This window comes from Aeromonas sp. 5HA1, from assembly GCF_029237245.1.
GTDB classification, from domain to species: Bacteria; Pseudomonadota; Gammaproteobacteria; order Enterobacterales; family Aeromonadaceae; genus Aeromonas; species Aeromonas salmonicida.
In genome coordinates, this window is the sequence record NZ_JAACFW010000022.1 from 54,299 (window position 1) to 73,940 (window position 19,642).

Genomic DNA, 19,642 nt, shown 5'->3' on the forward strand with positions numbered 1-19,642 from the left:
CGAGAAATGCAAAGAGGCTCCGAAGAGCCTCTTTTGTTATCTGAACCCGACTCAGCCCAGCAGCAGGTAGAGCTGATGGGCCGCCACACCTGCGCAGAGACCACCTATGGTATGAGCCACTATGGCGCGGGAGGTGAGATGGCGATAACCGAGCGCATCCAGCATGGCGGTGTGAGTACTCAGAAAGCCGCTCCAGCACATGCCCATGGCGGTGAATACCGCCACCTCGTTGCCGGTGATCCAACCCTTGCCGATGAAAGGAGGCACCAGCGACATGGCGGCCCCGACCGCTCCCAGCGAAGTTACGGGGAAGGCCACCAGCTCGGCATGGGTAAAACCGAACAGCATCTCGAACAACCAGCCCACCTTGGCCGCCAGCACGGGCAGCAGTGCCACCCCCTGGAAGGCCTCGCCGGTATAGCCCTTGTCGCCAGGACCAAAGGTCAGCAACATGACGAAGGTACTGATGATGAGCACACCCGGGATCACCGCCATGCCGAGCTCCACCCCGGACTTGCCACCATCGAGCAGGGCATTGAGCACCCGGAGCCAGGTGGGAGCCGCTTCCTGACTCAGCCCGGGCTTGGCGCCCACGCTCACCACTTCGTCATCAATCAGGGTCTCCCCCACCAGCGGCCTGATCATGCGCTGCATCAGCCGGGTCGAGACCACTGAGCCGATGAGGGCGCCGAGCAGACCTATCAAAGCCGCACTGGCAGTGGATTCGCCGCTCGGCAGTTGCAGGGTGGCCATGAAGGTCACCACGATCAGCCCCATGCCAAAAGCCGTCCCGAAGTTGGTCAGAGACACCAGTTGCCAGGGGGTGAAGCCCTTGCGAAAGCGACTGTCCTTGGCGAGGCTGATCACCGCCGGGTTATCGGAAAAGAACGTCATCAGAGCCGCCAGGGCGGTGCGGCCCGGCAGACGGAAGATGGGCTTCATCAGTGGCGCCAGCAGCACCTCCAGCAGGCGGATCACTCCGAACTCGCTGAGCAGCTGGCTCAGCGCCCCGGATAGCACTGTAATCCCCATGATGAAGAGCACAGTATTGAGCAGCAGCTGATGGGCCGTATTGAACAGGGTGTTGACCAGGGCGGAGAGCCCCATCAGGCTGCCGAGGTAACCGAACAGGCTGCCCAGAATGGCCAGTACCAGTACCGGCTCCAGCCAGCGGCGAAGGGAGTTTTGTGCTGCATGTGAATCTTTAACTGCTTGATTTTCCATACCAATCCTGATGACTGTCTCTGTGTGAATCGTTGTTTTTATTATTGAACTCGTGACGCCGGAGCCCTCGTCTCGCAACAAGGACTCCGGTGATATCCGGATGAACAGCCCGCCGAACTGGCGACTGAGCTCAGGAGGAAACACCCGCTTGCCAGACAAGGCAGCACGGCAAGCCGCCTCACGCCAGGGGGAAGATAAACCCGGCACCCGGGAAAATTGAGGGGCGGGAGTATAACAACCGGGGCAAGTCAGCGAAAGAATACGGGCCGCCTCAGCCAGCATCGCCATCTGCAACACCGGGAACATTCATACCCGAATGCAGTTCCCCTTCAACCACTTGCGCAATCGCCCGTTGGCATTGTGGTAGAGAGAAGCGGTATTGAACTGGATCATCCGCCCCAGGGGCCACTGCTCATACCAGGGGCGACCATACAGCTCATCGTCACTGCGCGTCACGATCAGCTCGACGATGCGGGCCCTGGCCGCCATCAGCCGGGCCAGCAGTACCGGATAGGCAAGCACCTCATAATCCCGATAGAACTTTTGGGCCAGCCTGCCCAGCTCGTTCCACTTAAAGCCCGTCTCGGGAAAATCTACCGGCAAGCCCGCCGCATCCCGCTCTATCCACTTGATCACCAACTCATTCCAGCCGATGAGGTAGGCCACCAGATTGGCCACACTCATACTGGTGCCCTTGCTGTGCCCTTCCATGGCCAGCTCCTGTGCCCGGTTCTCGGGTACCGCCTGCAACGCCTTGCTCAGCTTGCCAAAATTCGTGTCGATGGCGAGCAGCAGCTCGGCCTTGTCTTGGGGGATCCCCATAGCTCTTCTCCTCCACCCTCGTCCCCACCCCGTTACCGGGAGCGGAATTACAGCTACACATATCCGAAGATGTAAGCACTATAGCGAGCATGATGAGCACGACACCATGATCCGGCACCGGCAAACCATCTGTTGGCTGACCATGGGGATTGATAGCGAGACGAGCACAGTTACGGCCGTGAAAAACAGGCAAAGGCACCCAGTCTGATTGCTCACTTCAATCGAAGCCACGCTCAGCAACCTCATGAGATGAGCCCAATCTGAGACTAACCCAAGGGCAAAGAGCTCACTTCTTTGCCACCAAGCCCCATCATAAGCATCAATAAATCAGAGTGAATAGTGCGCGGTTCTACCAACTGCACAGATACTTTAAAGTAGTTCGAGCAATCGGGTGCCGACACCCAACATTGATGGAGGAAACGGCCACTCTGTGGTGCCTTCCCCTCTGTTCCTTTTTAGCTTTTTCGGACCGATGATGAGATCTTACTGAACCAGTGTTCCGACAGCTTTTGAGCCTGTTTTACTTCCGGTTTGGTCATCGCAGCCTCCAGCTCGTCACGGGCCTGTACTGCTTCAGACATCCCTTCTGTGGCGGCCATGGATAACCAGGCGTAGGCATGTACTCGGTTGCGCGGCGCCCCCAGACCTTCCTCACGTAGTGTCCCCATCCGGTATTGGGCCATGCGGTCACCTTGTTGGGCTGCCAAGCGATACTGCTTGATAGCTTGTGCGTAGTCCTCTTTGCCTCCTTGCCCCAAACGCAACATTTCGCCGTAGGCGTACTGCGCTGCAGTGTGTCCTTGCTGGGCAGCCTTCGCATAGCTGGCCCTCGCTTGCTCCAGTGCCCCTTGATCCTGCTGCAATTGCGCCAACTCAAACCGTGCCTTGGTTACGCCACCGTCAGCAGCCAGCGTTAACCAGTGGATCTGCTGCTCCTGGTCTACCTGCTGCAAGCTCAGTTGGTACTCAGCCTCATGGGAACCGTGACCGGCTGCCAACTCCAGCCAGTAACGACCCAAGGCAAGGTCTGCGGGGACCTTTTCTCCCGCCAGATAAGCTATGCCGAGCCAGAGTTCAGCCTCGGCAGAACCAGCACTAGCTGCTCGTTGATAGGCCGCAAAAGCATCAGTAGGTGCTGCCTGTTTAGCTTGCTGCCACAAGGCGTCCGGTTGCTGCTGAGCCGCAGCCTTCTCATTCCAGCGTTGAGCCAGGTCTGGCCGTTTGGCTACCCCTCGGCCTTGCTCATAACGCTCGCCCAACAGGTACTGGGCATCGCGGTTACCAAGCTCTGCAGCCTTCTCGAGCCACTTGATGGCATCCGCATCTGCACCCGGTTGTTGGCTGTACCACTTGGCCAGGATCAACTGCGCCCCGGTATGATCCCGTTTGGCAGCCTGCTCAAACCAATCGAGACATTCACTAACAAGTTTGCCTCGATGCAGCTCCTGACACATCAGTCCCAGCCGATAGCTGGCATTGTTGTTGCCAAGACGTGCCGAGCGCTGCCACCACTGAGTGGCCAGCACTGGATTTTTGGGCTCCCCGAGCCCAGCCTGATACCAGTCACCCACTTGCCAAGCAGCGTTAGCCCGGATCTTCTGATCGGCGGCCAGGGGCCCTGACTGCTCTGTAGCCTGCTGCATCCAGTGCATGGCATTGGGGTAATCGGGCTGGTTCGCCAGACGTTTAGCCAGCTCATACTGGGCTCGGCCATCGCCCTGCTTTGCGGCTTGGGATAACTCGGCGTCAGTGCGTGGTGTCGTGGCAGAGCAGGCTACAAGCATGCTGGCTGCCACTGCCAGCCATAAGGCTTTATGTGTCATGGGGAAAATCTTCGCAGAGTGAAAAAGTGACGGATGGGGCACTAGATATGCTACACGACTGCCTGATGGACACAAAGCTGATACGGTTCCTTCCCTAGCAATTCACGATTCAGGATATAACGAGATCTGTACAAACAGTGCAAGGATAATCAGAAGCCAGGTTTACATTCATACGGTTGTGTTGCGTCGAGTTTAAGACGACTTTTTGTCAGCCACTGCTTTGTGAAATCATCATCAGGCATCAAAACTTTTCCATTTTCTGCAACCTTTAGCTTAAATGCTCCATTGGAATAGAGTGTAATAACCCTATCATCCCCTTCTCCTTCAACAACATACCCTGCATTAATAAAATCATAAAGAGCCATCCCCGCCTTACAAAAGGTCAACGATTTTGCTAGCGCGTCATGATCTTCATTGACATACACACCTTCCAGCCACTGAGGTTCCTCACTTTTAACCAGAGCAGAAAATAGAGTGAGAGATATAAGCAGAGTATTGAGATAGATCTTTTTCATAAAAAAGCACCTGTATAATTAAAGTATCGCCAATCAATCAGAGGTTATCGTCGGCCAACCCTGCACAACTTTTCTACCATGAGCACATCCATCTCCCATTCTGACAACTGGTTTTCCCTGGATGGTAAAGATAGATGACCCCGAAACCAACCCATCTGATGCACCAACACCTGTACATGATGCTTTACCACCAACAACAGCAACAGGGACACCGTTAATGGTGACAATAGCCTGTCCAGCATCAATAATTGGGCCCCCAACATGTGGGACAGGCCCTGGTTCAACTTTGGGCAGACATGCATGTGTCCCAGTATTGCGATAGGTTTTCCCGGCGTTGTTTCCCAAATCAAGCAGCAGCTGCCCGAACCACAGAGACTTGTTTGCCCCCCCCCAACTTACGAGATTATATCGGGAACTCACCCTTCTTATAAGAAGCCCAGAGATTGGTCACTGGCCATTCATTTATATTCCCAATTATCATATCCTTTGCTATCAATTCAATATCATCTGATATTCTGGATGATATTTCAGAATCATTAATAACCCTAAAAGAGTTCTTAAATGACTTTTCCCGAAGTCTATTTACAAACTCAACATCTTCTTTGGAAAAGGTAATTGCCTCCAATCTATTGAAATTTTCCATCCACAGAGCATCAAAAGGATCTGCATCTCGTGAGTCCAATACGTCATCAATACTTATTTTTTTTAAAAAATCAAAAAAACAAGGATTAGACAGTTCACTATCAATATATATAAGAATATTATTTTTCATTTCAATATTGGATTAAGAGCTGCCAACTTACGGGATGTCTAATCATCCTTCTGCACAATCGGATGGCGGACATAAAGCTGGGCTTGAGGACCTCCAGCACCCGGCCACAGTCATCAAGCCGATAGCCCTGCGCCTCGCGCCCGCGCCGTTCGCCAATCAGGTTGCCTATCCGGTCGCAGCGGGATGTTGCCTCGGCAGACGTTGGGCCTCACTTTGTTCAGCGCCAAACTATGGTTTAGCCCAATATTCGAGATATGATATTGAACTTCACTCATTATTCTATATAAATAAATCAGCCCCAATTCCATCGATAAGAAAACTAACTAAAGAGGGGGATATCCACTCAGCAGCGTTAATATCTAAATCACCGAACCCCACTTTATAAAGCCCAAAGCCCTCCTTACCGTTAGCATAAAAAACAACCTTGCCACCTTCATTATCACCGATAGCTATAGAGCCGGGAATATATTTTTGTATATTGCATGCCGAGTTCATTTCTATACAGCCTATCGCACTCCATATTCGTACATACGACTCATCAAGAATTAATATTTCCGCCTCAGTTAATTGAGTTATAAAATCTATATATTCTTGCGGTATATCAATGCCAGAGAAGTAATTATGAAGTGCAATGATATCATCGACTGTAGATGCAGGCTTATAAGCATCTAAACTATACCTTTCATTCAAGTTAAAAAAATTAGTGGTCATAAAAAATTAATCCTATCGTAGGGAACGTTTAGCTTATCTAGCATTTTATACTGTTGTTCAAGAACTTTCTGTATTGTGTCACTATTAAAGCCAGCAGACTTCAAGTCAGATGATATATTCCCCAGTTCATCTTGGAGAGAAGAAGACCATTTGCCATTACCGTTAGCAACACGAAGATCTCGTCGCATATTTTGAGCATTGGAAATGCCAGTGTGTGGCAATCCTTTACCTGTTTCTAATGTGATTGATGGTGCTAACTTAGGGTTATAACCATGCCCTGATAAATTATGGATCGCCCATTCTTGTTGTAAACCATGGTGCGATTGTAAACGACCGCCGTTAGGGCCAGTTCCTTTTGGTTTTGGTAATGAATCCTTGTGCGTTTTATTAAAGAATATGAACGGCTCATTAGCACCGCACCCCGCCAACCCAAGCGGATCAACCCAGTTCACTGGATTAGGCACATACCCATAGTTATTCTCACCGCCCAGTACCCCTATCGGGTCGGGAGAGATATAACAGGCCCCTTGCGGGTCGTAGTACCGAAAACGGTTATAACAAAGTCCGCTCTCATCGTCACGCAGTTGGCCTGCAAATGCCAGACCGGGGTCACGGTTATCGGCATGGTTGCTTAACCGCTGGCCCCACAGACTGGTTTTTGCCGGTTGCCAGTGCAGTTCCCCTTGCGGGTTATAGAGCCCCAGCAGTTCACCGTTTTGCTGGCTGACCGCAAAGTCAGTCTGCCAACTTTCGGCGGCGGCTTGCAGGCCTTGTTCGATATAGACAGTGGAAGTATGAGGCAGACTCACCGCGCCAGCTTGTGTCATCTGACGCTGCTGCACCAGCAATTCCCAACCCCGCCAGACCCAGTGATACGCCTCATTGTCTAACTGAAGGGGAGTTTATTAAAACATGGTGCTTCGCTTCGTGAAGCACCATGTTTTAACCTAACATAAGAGGTATATATAAGACAACGTATAAATCTGAAGCTCAGTCATATCTAGATATGAATTTACGACAAACTATGTCACTATTTATTATTTTTGCTGAGCTATTCTCAATAGCCTCTGAATCGTCGTCATCTGTAATTGAGACAAAGAAAACCGTCTTATCAAGATCGTTAATCTTCTCATCTCTAATTCTGCAAAGAACCTGTATCAAGGTGGAGATTAGATTTTTTAAAAAAGAGTTAAAATCAATATCTCGCAATGTATCGCCTCTTAGAGTATTACTAACCCCCGAAAATTTACTTGCTCCATATGCATCATAAAGCCACTCAGAAAAAGCCCATCTGTAGTAGTTCTTCATCTCATCATCATTGTCTTCATTAGTATTTATTGATTTGAAAAAACATTTCTCAGAGTTAGCACTAAGTGACACAGTCATGGCACTACTGTCGGTATATAAACATAAGGCATAAATTACATCATCTTTATTTTCAAAAACCAAGCCATTGACTAGGCTTAGTGTGATATCAAAACACTCATCTTCAAATTCCTTCCAATCCATATAGTATCCCCTTTAGCTTCCAAATATATCAAATCCAATTTTTTGAAGGGGAAAATCTGGGACACCCACCAATTTGGCCCGCCCGGTCATAACCGTATTCGCGGGTCAGCCCCGCCAGCAAGCGTCCCTCTTGCAGCTGACCACTTTGGGCGCGGGTGAGCTGGCCCAAGGCATCGTACTCTTGGCGCAGGGCAAAGGCGCCGCACTTGCGCTGAGTCTCACGGCCAACTAGGTCGTGGCCCAGTGTTAGCTCGGCACCATCAGGCAAGCTAACGTGGGTCAGCTCGCCAAGGGCGTTAAAGCCAAAGGTGGTGGTGAGTGGGGCAGGGCCTTGCTGATCGGCCTCTTCTTGCTTCTCCGCTGGGTGCTCTTCTTGCTTTTCCGTGTGGTTCCACGTCAGGGTACGGGTGAGGGTCTACGCCGGATCATCGTAGTGGCGAGTGAGGGTGGCCCCCTGCTGGTTTTCACTCACCACGCGGTCACGGACATCGTACTCAAAATGCAGATGGGTCTCACCGATGGCATCCGTCAAACGGCCAGCGGCCAGCGGCGTCGTAGTGATAGTGGGTGGTGCCCTCATCACAGCGTTCGCGTATCAGCAGGCCCCGTCCGCCATAGTCGAACTGGCGGCGGTCAATATGTTATCCACCAATTCAAAACCTGACACACCCATTGTTAAGTAATTGGGATACTCAGAAACAGGAATACGCCTAATCTCTTCCTCGCCTTTATACAAACCACCTGCATAATTAAATATTTTCAACTTTTCTTTTTCTTCAGTTAAATTAACATGGTCAATTATTTTCCACATCCCGTTACTAATATTTTGGTTTCCAGTAAATAAAACTTGTGTTTTTTTGCCGAATTTTTCAACATAGATGGGGGGTAAAAGACCATCATTGACAAATAAACTATCATTTTGAATAGAAAGCACGCAAAAAGAAATTATATTTTTAAACTTCTTTTTTGGTGAAAAAACAACCTGACAAATGGCATAGTTACTATTGCTTAAGGGGATGACAAAAATGTCACCCTCTCTATATTTTATTTTCATAAACCATTACCTCTCAAGATAGAAAGAGCATCATCTAATATTGTATTACCCCAGCTACTACTTTGACCAGCAATATCATATATACTAGCATTAGGGTTGTTTGGACTATAAGAGTTAATCTTATTAAGCAAATTAGTTTTCTGACTTGTAGATTGGGCGCCACCATTAAGGTCCATGATCTTTTGTTCCAAGTACTTAGCTTCAGCTTTGGTCAAGTTGTTATCAAATATAGTCATTTGATCCAAGTGAGACTTTCCGGGGGTGCTTGCGTGAATATTCAAACGGGACGCGGCATCTCCTCGTCCAACATATAAAATATTCTTCCCGTCATGTAATACATACAATCCTTGGCCATTCGCAGAGTCATACTTTGCACCTGTACCTCCAGCCTTACGACTGGATGGTAGTCCCTTACACTTCGCCAACCCAAATGGATCAATCCAATTCACCGGATTAGGCACATACCCATAGTTATTTTCCCCGCCCAAGATCCCTATTGGATCGGGAGAGATATAACAGGCCCCTTGCGGGTCGTAGTACCGAAAACGGTTATAGCAGAGACCGCTCTCGTCGTCACGCAGTTGGCCCGCGAATGCCAAACCGGGGTCACGGATGTCGGCATGCTTGCTTAACCGCAGGCCCCACAGTGAGGCTTTCGCCGGTTGCCAGTGCAGCTCTCCCTGCGGGTTATATAGCCCCAGCAGTTCGCCATTTTGCTGGCTGACCGCAAAGTCGGTCTGCCAACTTTCGGCAGCGGCTTGCGGGCCTTGCTCGATGTAGGCCGTTGGGGCACAAGCTTGGAGAGCGGGTTGTGCCTGCACCGTTTGACGTTGCTGCACCAGCAATTCCCAGCCGCGCCAGACCCAGTGGCGGCGGGCTTGGAGTTGTCCCTGCTTGAAATGACGAACCTCGGCTATCTGGTCACCATCCCACAGGTAACGCACCTCTTCGCCACTCTGCTCACAACGTTTGCTGATACGCCGGCCAAACGGGTCGTAGCGGTAAAACCAGTTATGCCCGTCAGGGGTGGTGACTACCCTAAGCTGGTTACGACTGTCCCAGCGGTAGTGCCACTGCTCGGGCCGAAAGCCCGGACGCAGCTGGCGTTTGCTGATAAGCCTGCCCGCCTTGTCATAGTCGTAGTAGATATCACCGCGCTGACTGACCCGCCCTTGCTGCCATTGGGTGTGCTCGCCGTCGGTTAATGGCAAGCCCTGACGGGTGTAGCTAAATTGCGCCTCCCGTTGGCGACCGGAGCTGGGATGCTGGCTGAGGGTTTCCAGCACCCGGCCACAGGCATCAAGCCGATAGCCCTGCGCCTCGCGTCCCCGCCGTTCACCAATCAGGTTGCCAGCACGGTCATAACCGTATTCGCGGGTGAGCCCCGCCAGCAAGCGCCCCTCTTGCAATTGACCGCTTTGGGCACGGGTGAGTTGGCCCAGTGCGTCATACTCTTGCTTCAGACCAAAAGCACCGCCCTGGCGCTGCGCCTCCCGGCCAGCCAGGTCGTGACCCAGGGTCAGCTCGGCCCCATCAGGCAAGCCAACACGGGTCAATTCGCCGACGTTGTTGACGGTAAAGGTGGTGGTCAGTGGGGCCGGTTCGTCTTCCTTACTCTCTTGGTGCCCCTCAGGCCAGCTCAGGGTTCGGGTCAGGGTGCGGGCCTGCTCATCATAGCTGCGACTGATGGTGGCGCCGTTTTGCTCTTCACGTACCACCCGGTCGCGGGTGTCATATTCAAAGCACAAATGGCTGGAGTTGGATGACACTTCCAGCAGCCTGCCAGCACCGTCGTAGTGATAATGAATGGTGTCATCGTCACTGGTTTCTCGTAGCAGCAAACCCCGGCCATCAAACAGGAAGTGACGAGCCTGACCTTCGCCATTGCGGACTTCGATGCAGTGACCATCTTCGTCATAGCGGTAGTGGGTGAGGGTGCCCGCCATGTCTTGCTCGCGCACCACCCGGCCATCGTTATCGAGCCACCACTGCCACACCTGCTGGTCTGGCCCAGTGACCTTTATCAGCTGTTGGGTATCGCGGTCGTATTGATAGCACCAACTGCGGCCACTAGCATCGGTGCGCTCAAGGAGCAGGTCAAAGGCACCGAAGCGTTGGCGCCAGTGCTGGCCATTACCATCGACATAGTCGGTCAGGTTTTTGTGACGGTCGTAATGCCGCTGCTCTTCTACCTCATCAGGCCGTTTGAGCTGCTCTGGCAGTTGCCAGCTGGGGCGGCGATAGCCTAACTGATAGCGAGCACCGTCGGCACGTTGCCACTGGGCAACCCGGTCTTGGCCATCATAGCGCCACTGCTCGGTGCGCCCCTCGGCATCAGTCTGGCTGAGCAGGCGCTGGCGGTGGTCATACTGCAGGCGCGTTTGCACCTTGCCACTTTGGTCGCTCACCGCCGTCAGCAGCCCATGACGGTTCCAGCTAAAATGCACTTCGCTGGCATCCGGGCCGGTCAGTCTGTCGGGGTTGCCTGCCTCATCAAAGCGCCACTGCCAGCTGCGCCCAAGCGGGTCAGTGACTGCGCACAACCGCTGCTGGTCATCATACTCGTAGTGCCAGGCGTGGCCGCTACCGTCGACAAAGCGAGTCACCAGCCCAGTGTCATTCAGGTAGTCAAACTCGACCACCCGCCCCGCAGGGGAAATCTCCCGCAGCAGGTTACCAAATTCGTCGTAGTCAAAGCGGGTAACATGCCCGAGGGGGGAACGAATAGCGCTCACCAGGTCGAGCTCGTTAAGCTCATACTCGTGGCGACCCAACCCGTCAGTCATGACAACCTTGCCTGGCTGATAGTCAAACCTCGCGGTGAGCATGCCATCGGCACAGGTGGTATAGACGCAGCGCCCTTGCGCGTCATATTCATAACGCGCCCAGGTCTGGTCGTTATCATGCCAACGCGTCAGACGCCCCAGGCTGTCGTATTCGTAAAACAGGTGGTAGTGATGGCTGGCATCCGCCTCGACCAGTTGACCGGTGCGGTTTTGAGTATAATTGGCCAAGCGTGTCTGCTGGCCTCCATCTACCCGGACAATCTGCTGCAGATAGCCATCTTGCCAAGCCAGCGCCAGCTCGATGCCATCGCTGTGGCGCACCCGGCTGAGTTTGCCTGCCTGGTCGCGCACCAGTTCAATGCGATTACCATGACTGTCCGATACGCCACTGAGGTGTCGCAATGCACCCTGCTGATGGGTAAAGTGACGGGTCTGCTGGCTGTCTCTGTCCCACAGCAGAAAGCCGTGCTCGGTTCGCGTCAGGGTAAATTGGGGATAGTGCGGGCAATAGACGCAGGTCACGTCTCGATGGAAAGTGAAATCAATGTCATAGCCCTGTGCCAGGGTGATAGTCACGACCGTGTCGAGACCCTGCTGACTGACGCTGGCGACTTCACTCCAGCTGTCATGCCACCCCAACCCAAGCAGACCCGTATGGGCAGATGCAGTGCGGTAGGTGCGCTCAAAGCACAAGGGCAGCGTTTGGCCAAGCGCAATATCCAGCCGGGATTCAATCACCTCACCACTGGGGATATAAACAGGGTCCTTAAGAAACCCCTTGGCGGCTTCCTTGAAACGAGCCAGCCCTTTGTTATTTTTGAACCCCTGACTCATACAGCGAAGCGCAGTACGCTTGAACTTGCGCACCGCCACTTTGGCCCCAACCAATGCCCCCCGCAATACTGCGCGCGGTCCCTTGGTAAAAAGCTTGCCTATCCCCTTGAACATACCGCGACTGGGCGGCACCAGAAACTCGACCGCAATCAGCAGCCCCTTTTCCCACCAACTGAACTCATCTGCTATTTCTGCGTACGTTCCCTGACCTGAGCCAAAGAACACGGTGGAAGCCCCCTCTTTGATGGTGGCGCCACAGGCCGTCTGGTCATCTACTCGCGCGGCAGGGCTGTCGTTGACAAAAACAGACTCACTGCCTTGCGCAATGATGGGCGGAACCGAGTGTTTGGTGCATGCGACTGTATCAACCAGCGCACGGGAGACCGGCAGCCCTTCGGCAAACACATTGGCCGAACCAGTGGCGACCGGGCCGAAGGACGGGGAAGCGCTATCTACCATGCCTGAGACGCTCCCAGACACCTTGGCGATAAGGTCCCCCGCTCCTATGGTGGCAGCAATGCCCAGTCCAAGCTTGGCGACCCCCACCACCAACGCCAGCCCCATCCCACCAGTCACACCCGTCAATGCAACAGCCGCCGTTACCACAGCAGCGGCCACAGCAAAGACCGCCGCCGCCACCAAGGCACCGGCTATCGCCCCCGCCAACGCCCCCAAAAAGCTTTTGTGCTTAATCATTTTGCCAGGTGATGTGGGGGGCTTGCCCTCACCAGGTTTGGGTCTGTCAGCTGGCGGGGAGGGGCGGTTCCCCGCATGCATAGCGCCGACTCGCGCTACCCGCGTTAAGATATCGCCAAGCATGCGCCCTCCCTTAGCTCGCAGCTTTAAAGGTGGCAATCACGTCAAGCAAGGCTTGTTTCTGCTCGTCTTGCAGGGTACCGGCTGCCGTGATGGTAAAGGTCAGCAGCAACGTGCCCCTGACCTGCATCACCACGACCTGGTGCATCGGTCCCTCCGTTGAGCGCCAGGTGTACTCGATAGCTGGTGCGACTTGCCCATCCAGCTGCACCTCCCAACTCGCCAATTCCTGATATCCCTTGAGGTGAGCCGCAAATTGCGAAAGCGTCTGTTGATAGACTGTCTCTGGCGCTAATCCAAACTCGAACGGTGAGCGATTGACCACTAGATTGACGGTGTCTCCCGGCAATACAAACACATGGAGGGACTCATCACGCCACTGCTGCGGTATCAACAGCGCACCTTCATTCATCTGATACATGTCACATCCTTAATTCAAATCAATGCGGGTGCCATTCAAAACCAGGCCCTTGCCGGTAATAGAGATGTTGCCGTCTTTGTCGATGGCGATATAACCACCTGCAGTGGCAATGAGAATGTCCCCATCCTGCGATTGGATGGCAATATTGTTCTTCACCTGCAGTGACTCATTGTCATTGACCATGGTGCTGCGATTCTTGGTGACCGCTATCGTCTGCTCTCCTTGCACCTCGGTCACTTGGTCCAACTTGACTGACACCGTCTGGTTACCCTGAACTGCGACAGTCTGGCTCCCCCCCACCTGCTCCCCATGATTGGCATTAACAGAGGTTGAGCGGTTGTTGAGCACCACTGTATTCATATCGTGCTGGGCATGGATAAACACCTCTTCCTGACCCGCTTTGTCTTCGAAGCGCAGCTCGTTAAAGCCTTTGCCTTTGTGGGTGTTGCTGCGCAGTGACATGCGGGTTTTATTGGCAGGCAACCCTTCAGGAGGAAGGCTGGTCGCGTGATAAGTTCGGCCAATGACGATGGGCTGGTCGGGGTCCCCTTCGAGGAATGAGACAATGACCTCATGGCCTATTCGTGGAATGGCCATCATGCCATAGCCACCACCGGCCCAAGCCTGGCCGACCCTCACCCAGCAAGAGCTGTGTTCATCACTGGCACCGTATCTGTCCCAGGGAAACTGCAGCTTTATCCGACCATATTTGTCGCAATATATTTCTTCCCCGGCAGGCCCCACCACAAGGGCAATCTGCGACCCGTCGACCAGGGGCTTGTGGGGCATCTGTGCACGCCAGGTAGTACTGGCCTTCACCACCCCAAAATCGTTGTAGTACACGGTAGGCTCACTGCCTCCCTCCTCTTCCAATGCTTGGGGCTGCTTGCCGGTGTGGGTGACATGCACGACTTGCCAGACGATATTGAGCGCAGGAGCAGGATGCTCTGACAGCGTGAAACTCAGCCCCGGCATCAAGGCCGCTTCTGTAGAACGCCCACTCCCCGTAACGGCATCTGCTCGCAGTGCATCCAGCCGATGCTGGGCAAACGCCTTGCCGCTCGGGTCCTGCTTGAAGCGACCTGGGTAGTCGAAGTGCTGGTAGGTATCACGCTGATGGGCCAGATCGCTCCCCATCTTCTTGTGAGACAGGCCATAAGCTGGTGTCTTGAAGCTGTAGTCTTTGAGCTCCACCTCTGCCGGACGCACTGCTTCTTGATAATGAAATCGGCGCACAAAAGCGCCCTGCTGTAACCCTTGATTGGCCAGATTAAAAAAGAGATCAGGCCCTTCTTGCAGAGCAGCGGCGTCATCAGCAAATACCACTCGGTGCTTACCTGCTTCAAACTCATGGAAGTAGAACATACCTTCTTCTGCTGCAAGACGATTCACAAAGGCCAGATCGCTCTCACGGTACTGCACACAGTACTCCCGCTGCGCATGTTCGTTTTTCAGCGCAAAGGCATAATCGGTGATGCCGTGCTCTTGCAGCAAGATAGAGAGAATTTCTTCGGGCTTCTGCGCTTGGAAGATACGGGCATTGGTACGTAGAGAGAGCCGCCACAGTGCAGGCTTGACCGCCATGCTGTATCGGGTACGACGAAACCCGGTATCGCCCTGAGCAAATTGCGCTACCACGCCGCTCAGGCGGCGTTGCAACGAACCTTCATACCACACCATTAGCTCACACGGTTGGTCCAGCACAGCACCAAAATCGATATCGCTCTGCGCACTAGCCAGCTCGAGGTTCAGGTTAAATGGACTATTCAACCCTTCATTAAGCTCGAAACTCGCCACCACAAACGTCGCATCAGGCAGCGCCCCTACTTTGACGGTGAACTGCAATCCGGTCTGATTAGCCATGATATCTCCCTAGTACCTCTCCAAACGCGGCCTGAAACCTGTTAAAACACCACGCTACCGCCCTCTCCGGTTCATATGTGGCAACCAAAGATAAGTAATATGACAGGTAAGACATTGATTGTGTCTGCATAACAGGACACCCCTTATTGCTTTGCCATCACTCCGCATTCACTACCACGACACCAATTTTTGGGCAGGGGGATGGCAAAACATAAAAGCTCCGGCAGCCAAAGACCGACCGGAGAAATGACGGGATAAAAGGCCGGTGCTCACCGGCCACAACATACGAGATTACATACAAGGAATAGCAAGGTAAGTGAGGCTTATGCCTCGCTAGGGGCACGCCAGTCGTCAGAACCGGAGGTGCCGGCAACAGTGTGCTCCCAGTCAATCTTGCGGTAAGCAAGAGAGACCTGGATAAGCTGGGTGAAGTCAGACTTCGCAGGATCCTGGCAGTGGGGCATCTGGCAGTCGATATCGACGATGGTGGCATCGGTCAGCACGGTAGAGAAAAAGTGCTCCTGCTTGCCTTCCACGGAAGTGCGATACCACTTCAGGGTCACTTTCGGCAGCATTTCACCGGAGGCCAGGGCGTTGTACATCAGCGGCACGGCCTTGTTCAGGGCAACGGTGAATTTGAACGGCTTGTGGACACGCTGGCCAGCCGGTTGACCGGATTGCGGGTCAGTCGGTACGGTCACAACGTGTTGGAACTCTTGTACCAGCATCTCGTCTTCATGGCCCTGCACGAAGATGTTGCCGACGGAATCGGAGGTGAAGGCGGCGGCAGTGATGTTGCCCTGAGTTTTACCTTCGATGCTGATATAACATGGAGTTGGCATGTGTATGCTCCTAAGTAAGTTGGTTAAATGAGATAGCACTCGACTCAACCTCTAGCAGCGACCATGCCACTTTTTTTATCTGTTAATTATCAACTGCTTATCGCCATTACGACACGTTAGGCGTATATCCACGAGCAGCTTTTTGGCTCAAAGCCAGTGCTTGCACTAGCAAAACTTGCGCAGATAGTCATTTCATCTGCAAAGTGAGCAACATATCGCTCTAGGTAGAATCATTCGCCAACCTTCACCAATGTCATACAGCCGAGCGGCATCAATATTGAACCTGACTGAACCTTATGCGGTGATGACAACATGATTGAATGCATCGGACACAGCATGCGAAGAACGTTAGGATGGCGCTACAAAAGTAATCAGGAGCGATAGACGAATATCAGGTTAGGGGAGGTATGCGCTTTCTGGGGTAGCGGCTGTCTCGCATACCACCCCATCGGGCCTATCGCCCCGAGCCATAACAGCTTGATCTAGTGGATCATTCAAGATGTTGATGTGGCGCATACGCCTGAATGCGCGCAATAGCCGGTAAGTGAAAGCACGATGAAGAGAGCAAAAAAGAACGCCGCAGCGAGTAGCTGTGGCGTTGTCATAAGGTTCAGCGGTTAATCAGTCCCAGGGGGATGAGTCAGAAGCACCAGATAGCGATGTGATCTCCAGATCATCAAAGTCAAGGTCAAGGACTCCATGATCTACCATCGCTATCAACGGAGGAGCCGGTGCAGCAACCCATTGACTGACCGGTGCCACATCATGAGGTGCATCTATCCCGAAGTGTTCAGAGATCAAGTCAAAAAACAAGTTGATGAAGACCCTTCGGCCCCACCCAGTGCGCTGCAACAGCAAAGATGATACCTCACGCCGAAAACGAGGAGTGTCCACTAGGCTGGGCATATACTGCTCGATCAGTTCAGAGATGGCACGCGGGTTGTAGCTGGTTTTGTCAGCCTTCATGGCTTGATACAGGGCCTGCGCTTCCAGCAGGATCTGTGGACCATATTGAAGTTCAGCCATGGGTCACCTCCAACTCCTTCAGACGACGTGTAGCCTCAGCCAAGCGCTCAGGTTTAAACAAAGGGGCTAACGGATAGCCAGGGAGCTGCCGTAGCAGCAGAGCCAGCACCTTCAGCACCTTGTCAGTAACGGGTACAACATGCTCGTAGAGAGTGGCCCGCTTACAGTTCTTGCAGGTGTCGACCGTCACTGACAGTCCCACAGACGTCAACAAGGCTGCTATCTCACGGTTAACCATGCTATGACGGAACCATTTCTTCTGCACCAGTGAGCGGGTCAGAATGCGGGTCAAGATACCGAGCGAGCCATCCTCGTAGACCCGCATCTTGGAACCTTGCAGGGCCAGCGCAGATTCGTAGTAGTCCTCCCAACTAGCCCAGTCTTCCATGGTCTTGAGGCAGTTGGTCTCTCGCCATCCATCGAAACGGGCACGGCAATGATCCGCCATGCCAGCATCGCCCCAAGGCAACGTATCGCAAGCAATATGCGTTTCACCGGCAACCTCAACCATCCGTGGGTTCACCAGCTGCCGCTTCTGGTCGAACTCGTAGGGCAGCCTGATCTGCTTCTTGATTTCGATCAGGTCGCTTTCCGTCAGCCACTGCTCCCGAAGCGAGATCAGGTGACTGGCGTCGATCTTCTGTCCCGGCTCACGGTCAAGGTAGAGTCTCAGGATCCATGCGTTCTGCTCCTCTGTCGCTCCCGCGCACTTAACGCCAGCTTTAGCCAGCACAGGGGGCGTATCACCTTGGATAGCGGTGCATTGCCCCCGCGTTTTGATAGACACAATCTGGCGAGCATGGTGCTTCAATTCCAGCATCGGCACGGGTTCACCACTCTCATCACCATGCAACCGCTGACATAAAGCCTGATAACGACGACACAGGGGGCCCGTCTGGTCGAGCTCCTCCAAAGGGGCATCAGTGAGGAAACCATCGGTAGTGACCGATACCACCATGCGATGTGAGGGGATCCGGTGAAGAAGCTCACCACACACAGCCCGGATCAGGCCCGTTGTATGAGCCGCCATGTAGGGATTGGTCACAGCCGAGGGGCCGATCTTCTTGCTCAAACCTGTAGCAGTATCGAACGCGTTTTTGCCACTCAGCCCCTGGGCCAGCTTTCCATAAAGCGAGTTCCCTACCTCCTTAACCATCACCTCCTCAAGGCTCTTTTTTGGGTACTCGCGACGTAACCGCTGGATAAGCCTTGTGAAATCTTCGAACAAGGGCTGACTACCCGCAACCCAAGGCACAATGACACCGTGCTTGATTGCGATGGTAGCCCCCATGGATAACGCCAACTCGATTTCAGGTGCGGTGACATACGCCAACCCTGATAAAGGAAAGCGCAGCCCATATTGTTCAGATCGGACAGGCAAGCAAGGAAAGCGTGTGCCCGTTGGGAAAACGAACTCGACATAAGCAAAGCCCATGACGTGACCGATAAAATCTTGAGGGTCAGAGCTCGTATGCATGTTGGCGTAGTCAGGCACCAACAGGTCACAGAGCCCCGTGGTGTAAGCACCCTTCAAGTCCCAGTCATACCAATCCCCTATCGGGGTAGGTCCCATCATGAATGATTCATTACGACCACCGTGGTAGCAGCGGATGGCGAGATCCTCATACAGTCCACGAGCAGGAGAGGGGCGTTTCACCGCCGTTGTCGTGACCTTCCCTGTACCGGCATTCCACCGCTCCAACTTGGCGATCTCAAGCCCGAAGGCCGTCATGTAGTCGATGTCTGCGTCTTTGAGTAATCGCCGAAATACAGAAACACCGACAGCCCCCAATGACCTGGGAAGCTTCTGCAAGCCAAACTGTCTACCAAGAAAATCGCGTACCTTCAAGGCATAGCGCACAGCAATCTCAGCATCCCGCAGAGCATATCGTTCAAACGCTTCCTTGTTGCCAGCTAAGAGCTCGTCCATGCGTTCGATACTGAAGCCATCAGGTATTTCCACTTTGGGCAAACCAAGCATTGCGCCCAGCGCTGTCAGCGGCGATTTGTTGGGTGATAAGAAGAGGGTGTCGACAAATTGAATGATCGACTGTTGGGGCTTACGGTAGCGATCACGCAGAATGACGGGCTTTAGCGGCGCACGGCGCTTACGTTCAGCGGTTTCATCTACTCCATAACCGCTATCTGAAATAATTTGACCGACTACGCTGCCACCTTGCCCCGTCAGCCGTCCCTTAATAGCCCAAAAAGACTCAAACGAGCTCATGTCGGCACGTATGAAATGGGCACAAATGATGATCCGTCTGGGCCATTTTTTGATCAGTTTTTTTGCTCGACAATCTTGAACAGCGCAAGAGATCAGGTCCTCGAAGCTGTCACGTTTGCCGGGTGCAGGGTAATAGATCAGGCTAAGTGCTTGCCCTGACGAGTTGATGCAATGGACCTGATAACTCAGGACGGTGTTACGGTCGCCTTGGCGCACCCATTCAGAATCCAAGCCAATCCACAAGTCATCTCCACCAGCGACTGCTATTGAGACCTTACTTCGTTTGGGTAATTCACCATCGGCAACGATATTGAAAGGAACGTTCTCTGGCACAAGCTCGTCAGCAACAACGCCCTCAACCCGTGTTATTTCAAACATGGAATATCCTTTTTAAAAG

Annotated in this window: 16 protein-coding genes; all 16 read right to left on the bottom strand. The window is 53.1% G+C overall.

Annotation, left to right across the window (positions count from 1 at the left end; translation table 11 throughout):
* Window positions 1-51 precede the first annotated feature (51 nt).
* The 16 genes from GWQ27_RS17885 to GWQ27_RS17965 all read right to left on the bottom strand — a co-directional run bounded on the left by GWQ27_RS17885 (window position 52) and on the right by GWQ27_RS17965 (window position 19,623).
* Window positions 52-1,224: a nucleoside recognition domain-containing protein gene (locus GWQ27_RS17885; RefSeq protein ID WP_059169258.1), complete on the bottom strand. Its 1,173-nt coding sequence runs from the start codon at window positions 1,222-1,224 to the stop codon at window positions 52-54.
* A gap of 306 nt (window positions 1,225-1,530) precedes the next feature.
* Window positions 1,531-2,046 (bottom strand): ClbS/DfsB family four-helix bundle protein, encoded by a 516-nt coding sequence (locus tag GWQ27_RS17890; protein ID WP_275907930.1) that lies wholly within the window; start codon window positions 2,044-2,046, stop codon window positions 1,531-1,533.
* A gap of 455 nt (window positions 2,047-2,501) precedes the next feature.
* A complete protein-coding gene (locus tag GWQ27_RS17895; protein ID WP_275907931.1) occupies window positions 2,502-3,869 on the bottom strand; it encodes a tetratricopeptide repeat protein in 1,368 nt (455 codons plus the stop codon).
* Window positions 3,870-4,018: 149 nt separating this feature from the next.
* Complete coding sequence (locus GWQ27_RS17900) at window positions 4,019-4,384, bottom strand: hypothetical protein (protein WP_275907932.1); 366 nt, start codon at window positions 4,382-4,384, stop codon at window positions 4,019-4,021.
* 403 nt (window positions 4,385-4,787) lie between these two features.
* Window positions 4,788-5,156: a hypothetical protein gene (locus tag GWQ27_RS17905; protein ID WP_275907933.1), complete on the bottom strand. Its 369-nt coding sequence runs from the start codon at window positions 5,154-5,156 to the stop codon at window positions 4,788-4,790.
* A 279-nt stretch (window positions 5,157-5,435) separates the two neighbouring features.
* On the bottom strand, window positions 5,436-5,867 hold the full coding sequence (locus tag GWQ27_RS17910; protein ID WP_275907934.1) for an SMI1/KNR4 family protein: 432 nt from the start codon (window positions 5,865-5,867) through the stop codon (window positions 5,436-5,438).
* Window positions 5,864-6,709 carry an RHS repeat-associated core domain-containing protein gene (locus tag GWQ27_RS22270; protein WP_345893576.1) on the bottom strand — a complete coding sequence of 282 codons (846 nt, stop codon included), beginning with the start codon at window positions 6,707-6,709 and terminating at the stop codon, window positions 5,864-5,866. Before GWQ27_RS22270 ends, GWQ27_RS17910 begins: the two co-directional genes overlap by 4 nt.
* Window positions 6,710-6,857: 148 nt before the next feature.
* Complete coding sequence (locus GWQ27_RS17925) at window positions 6,858-7,376, bottom strand: DUF4303 domain-containing protein (RefSeq protein WP_275907935.1); 519 nt, start codon at window positions 7,374-7,376, stop codon at window positions 6,858-6,860.
* A 415-nt stretch (window positions 7,377-7,791) separates the two neighbouring features.
* Window positions 7,792-7,956, bottom strand: a complete 165-nt coding sequence (locus GWQ27_RS17930) for a hypothetical protein (RefSeq protein WP_275907936.1) — start codon at window positions 7,954-7,956, stop codon at window positions 7,792-7,794.
* A 15-nt stretch (window positions 7,957-7,971) separates the two neighbouring features.
* A complete protein-coding gene (locus GWQ27_RS17935) occupies window positions 7,972-8,430 on the bottom strand; it encodes an Imm26 family immunity protein (protein ID WP_275907937.1) in 459 nt (152 codons plus the stop codon).
* A complete protein-coding gene (locus tag GWQ27_RS17940) occupies window positions 8,427-12,746 on the bottom strand; it encodes an RHS repeat-associated core domain-containing protein (RefSeq protein WP_275907938.1) in 4,320 nt (1,439 codons plus the stop codon). The genes GWQ27_RS17935 and GWQ27_RS17940 overlap by 4 nt, the downstream gene beginning before the upstream one ends.
* A 133-nt stretch (window positions 12,747-12,879) precedes the next feature.
* Window positions 12,880-13,287: a DUF1795 domain-containing protein gene (locus tag GWQ27_RS17945; RefSeq protein WP_275907939.1), complete on the bottom strand. Its 408-nt coding sequence runs from the start codon at window positions 13,285-13,287 to the stop codon at window positions 12,880-12,882.
* A gap of 9 nt (window positions 13,288-13,296) precedes the next feature.
* A complete protein-coding gene (gene tssI, locus GWQ27_RS17950; protein WP_155604159.1) occupies window positions 13,297-15,150 on the bottom strand; it encodes a type VI secretion system tip protein VgrG in 1,854 nt (617 codons plus the stop codon).
* Window positions 15,151-15,473: 323 nt separating this feature from the next.
* A complete protein-coding gene (hcp1, locus tag GWQ27_RS17955) occupies window positions 15,474-15,992 on the bottom strand; it encodes a type VI secretion system effector Hcp1 (RefSeq protein ID WP_087755220.1) in 519 nt (172 codons plus the stop codon).
* 621 nt (window positions 15,993-16,613) lie between these two features.
* Entirely contained in the window at window positions 16,614-17,018 is a 405-nt protein-coding gene (locus tag GWQ27_RS17960; RefSeq protein WP_275907940.1) for a hypothetical protein, read from the bottom strand.
* On the bottom strand, window positions 17,011-19,623 hold the full coding sequence (locus GWQ27_RS17965) for a hypothetical protein (protein ID WP_275907941.1): 2,613 nt from the start codon (window positions 19,621-19,623) through the stop codon (window positions 17,011-17,013). Before GWQ27_RS17965 ends, GWQ27_RS17960 begins: the two co-directional genes overlap by 8 nt.
* Window positions 19,624-19,642: the final 19 nt, after the last annotated feature.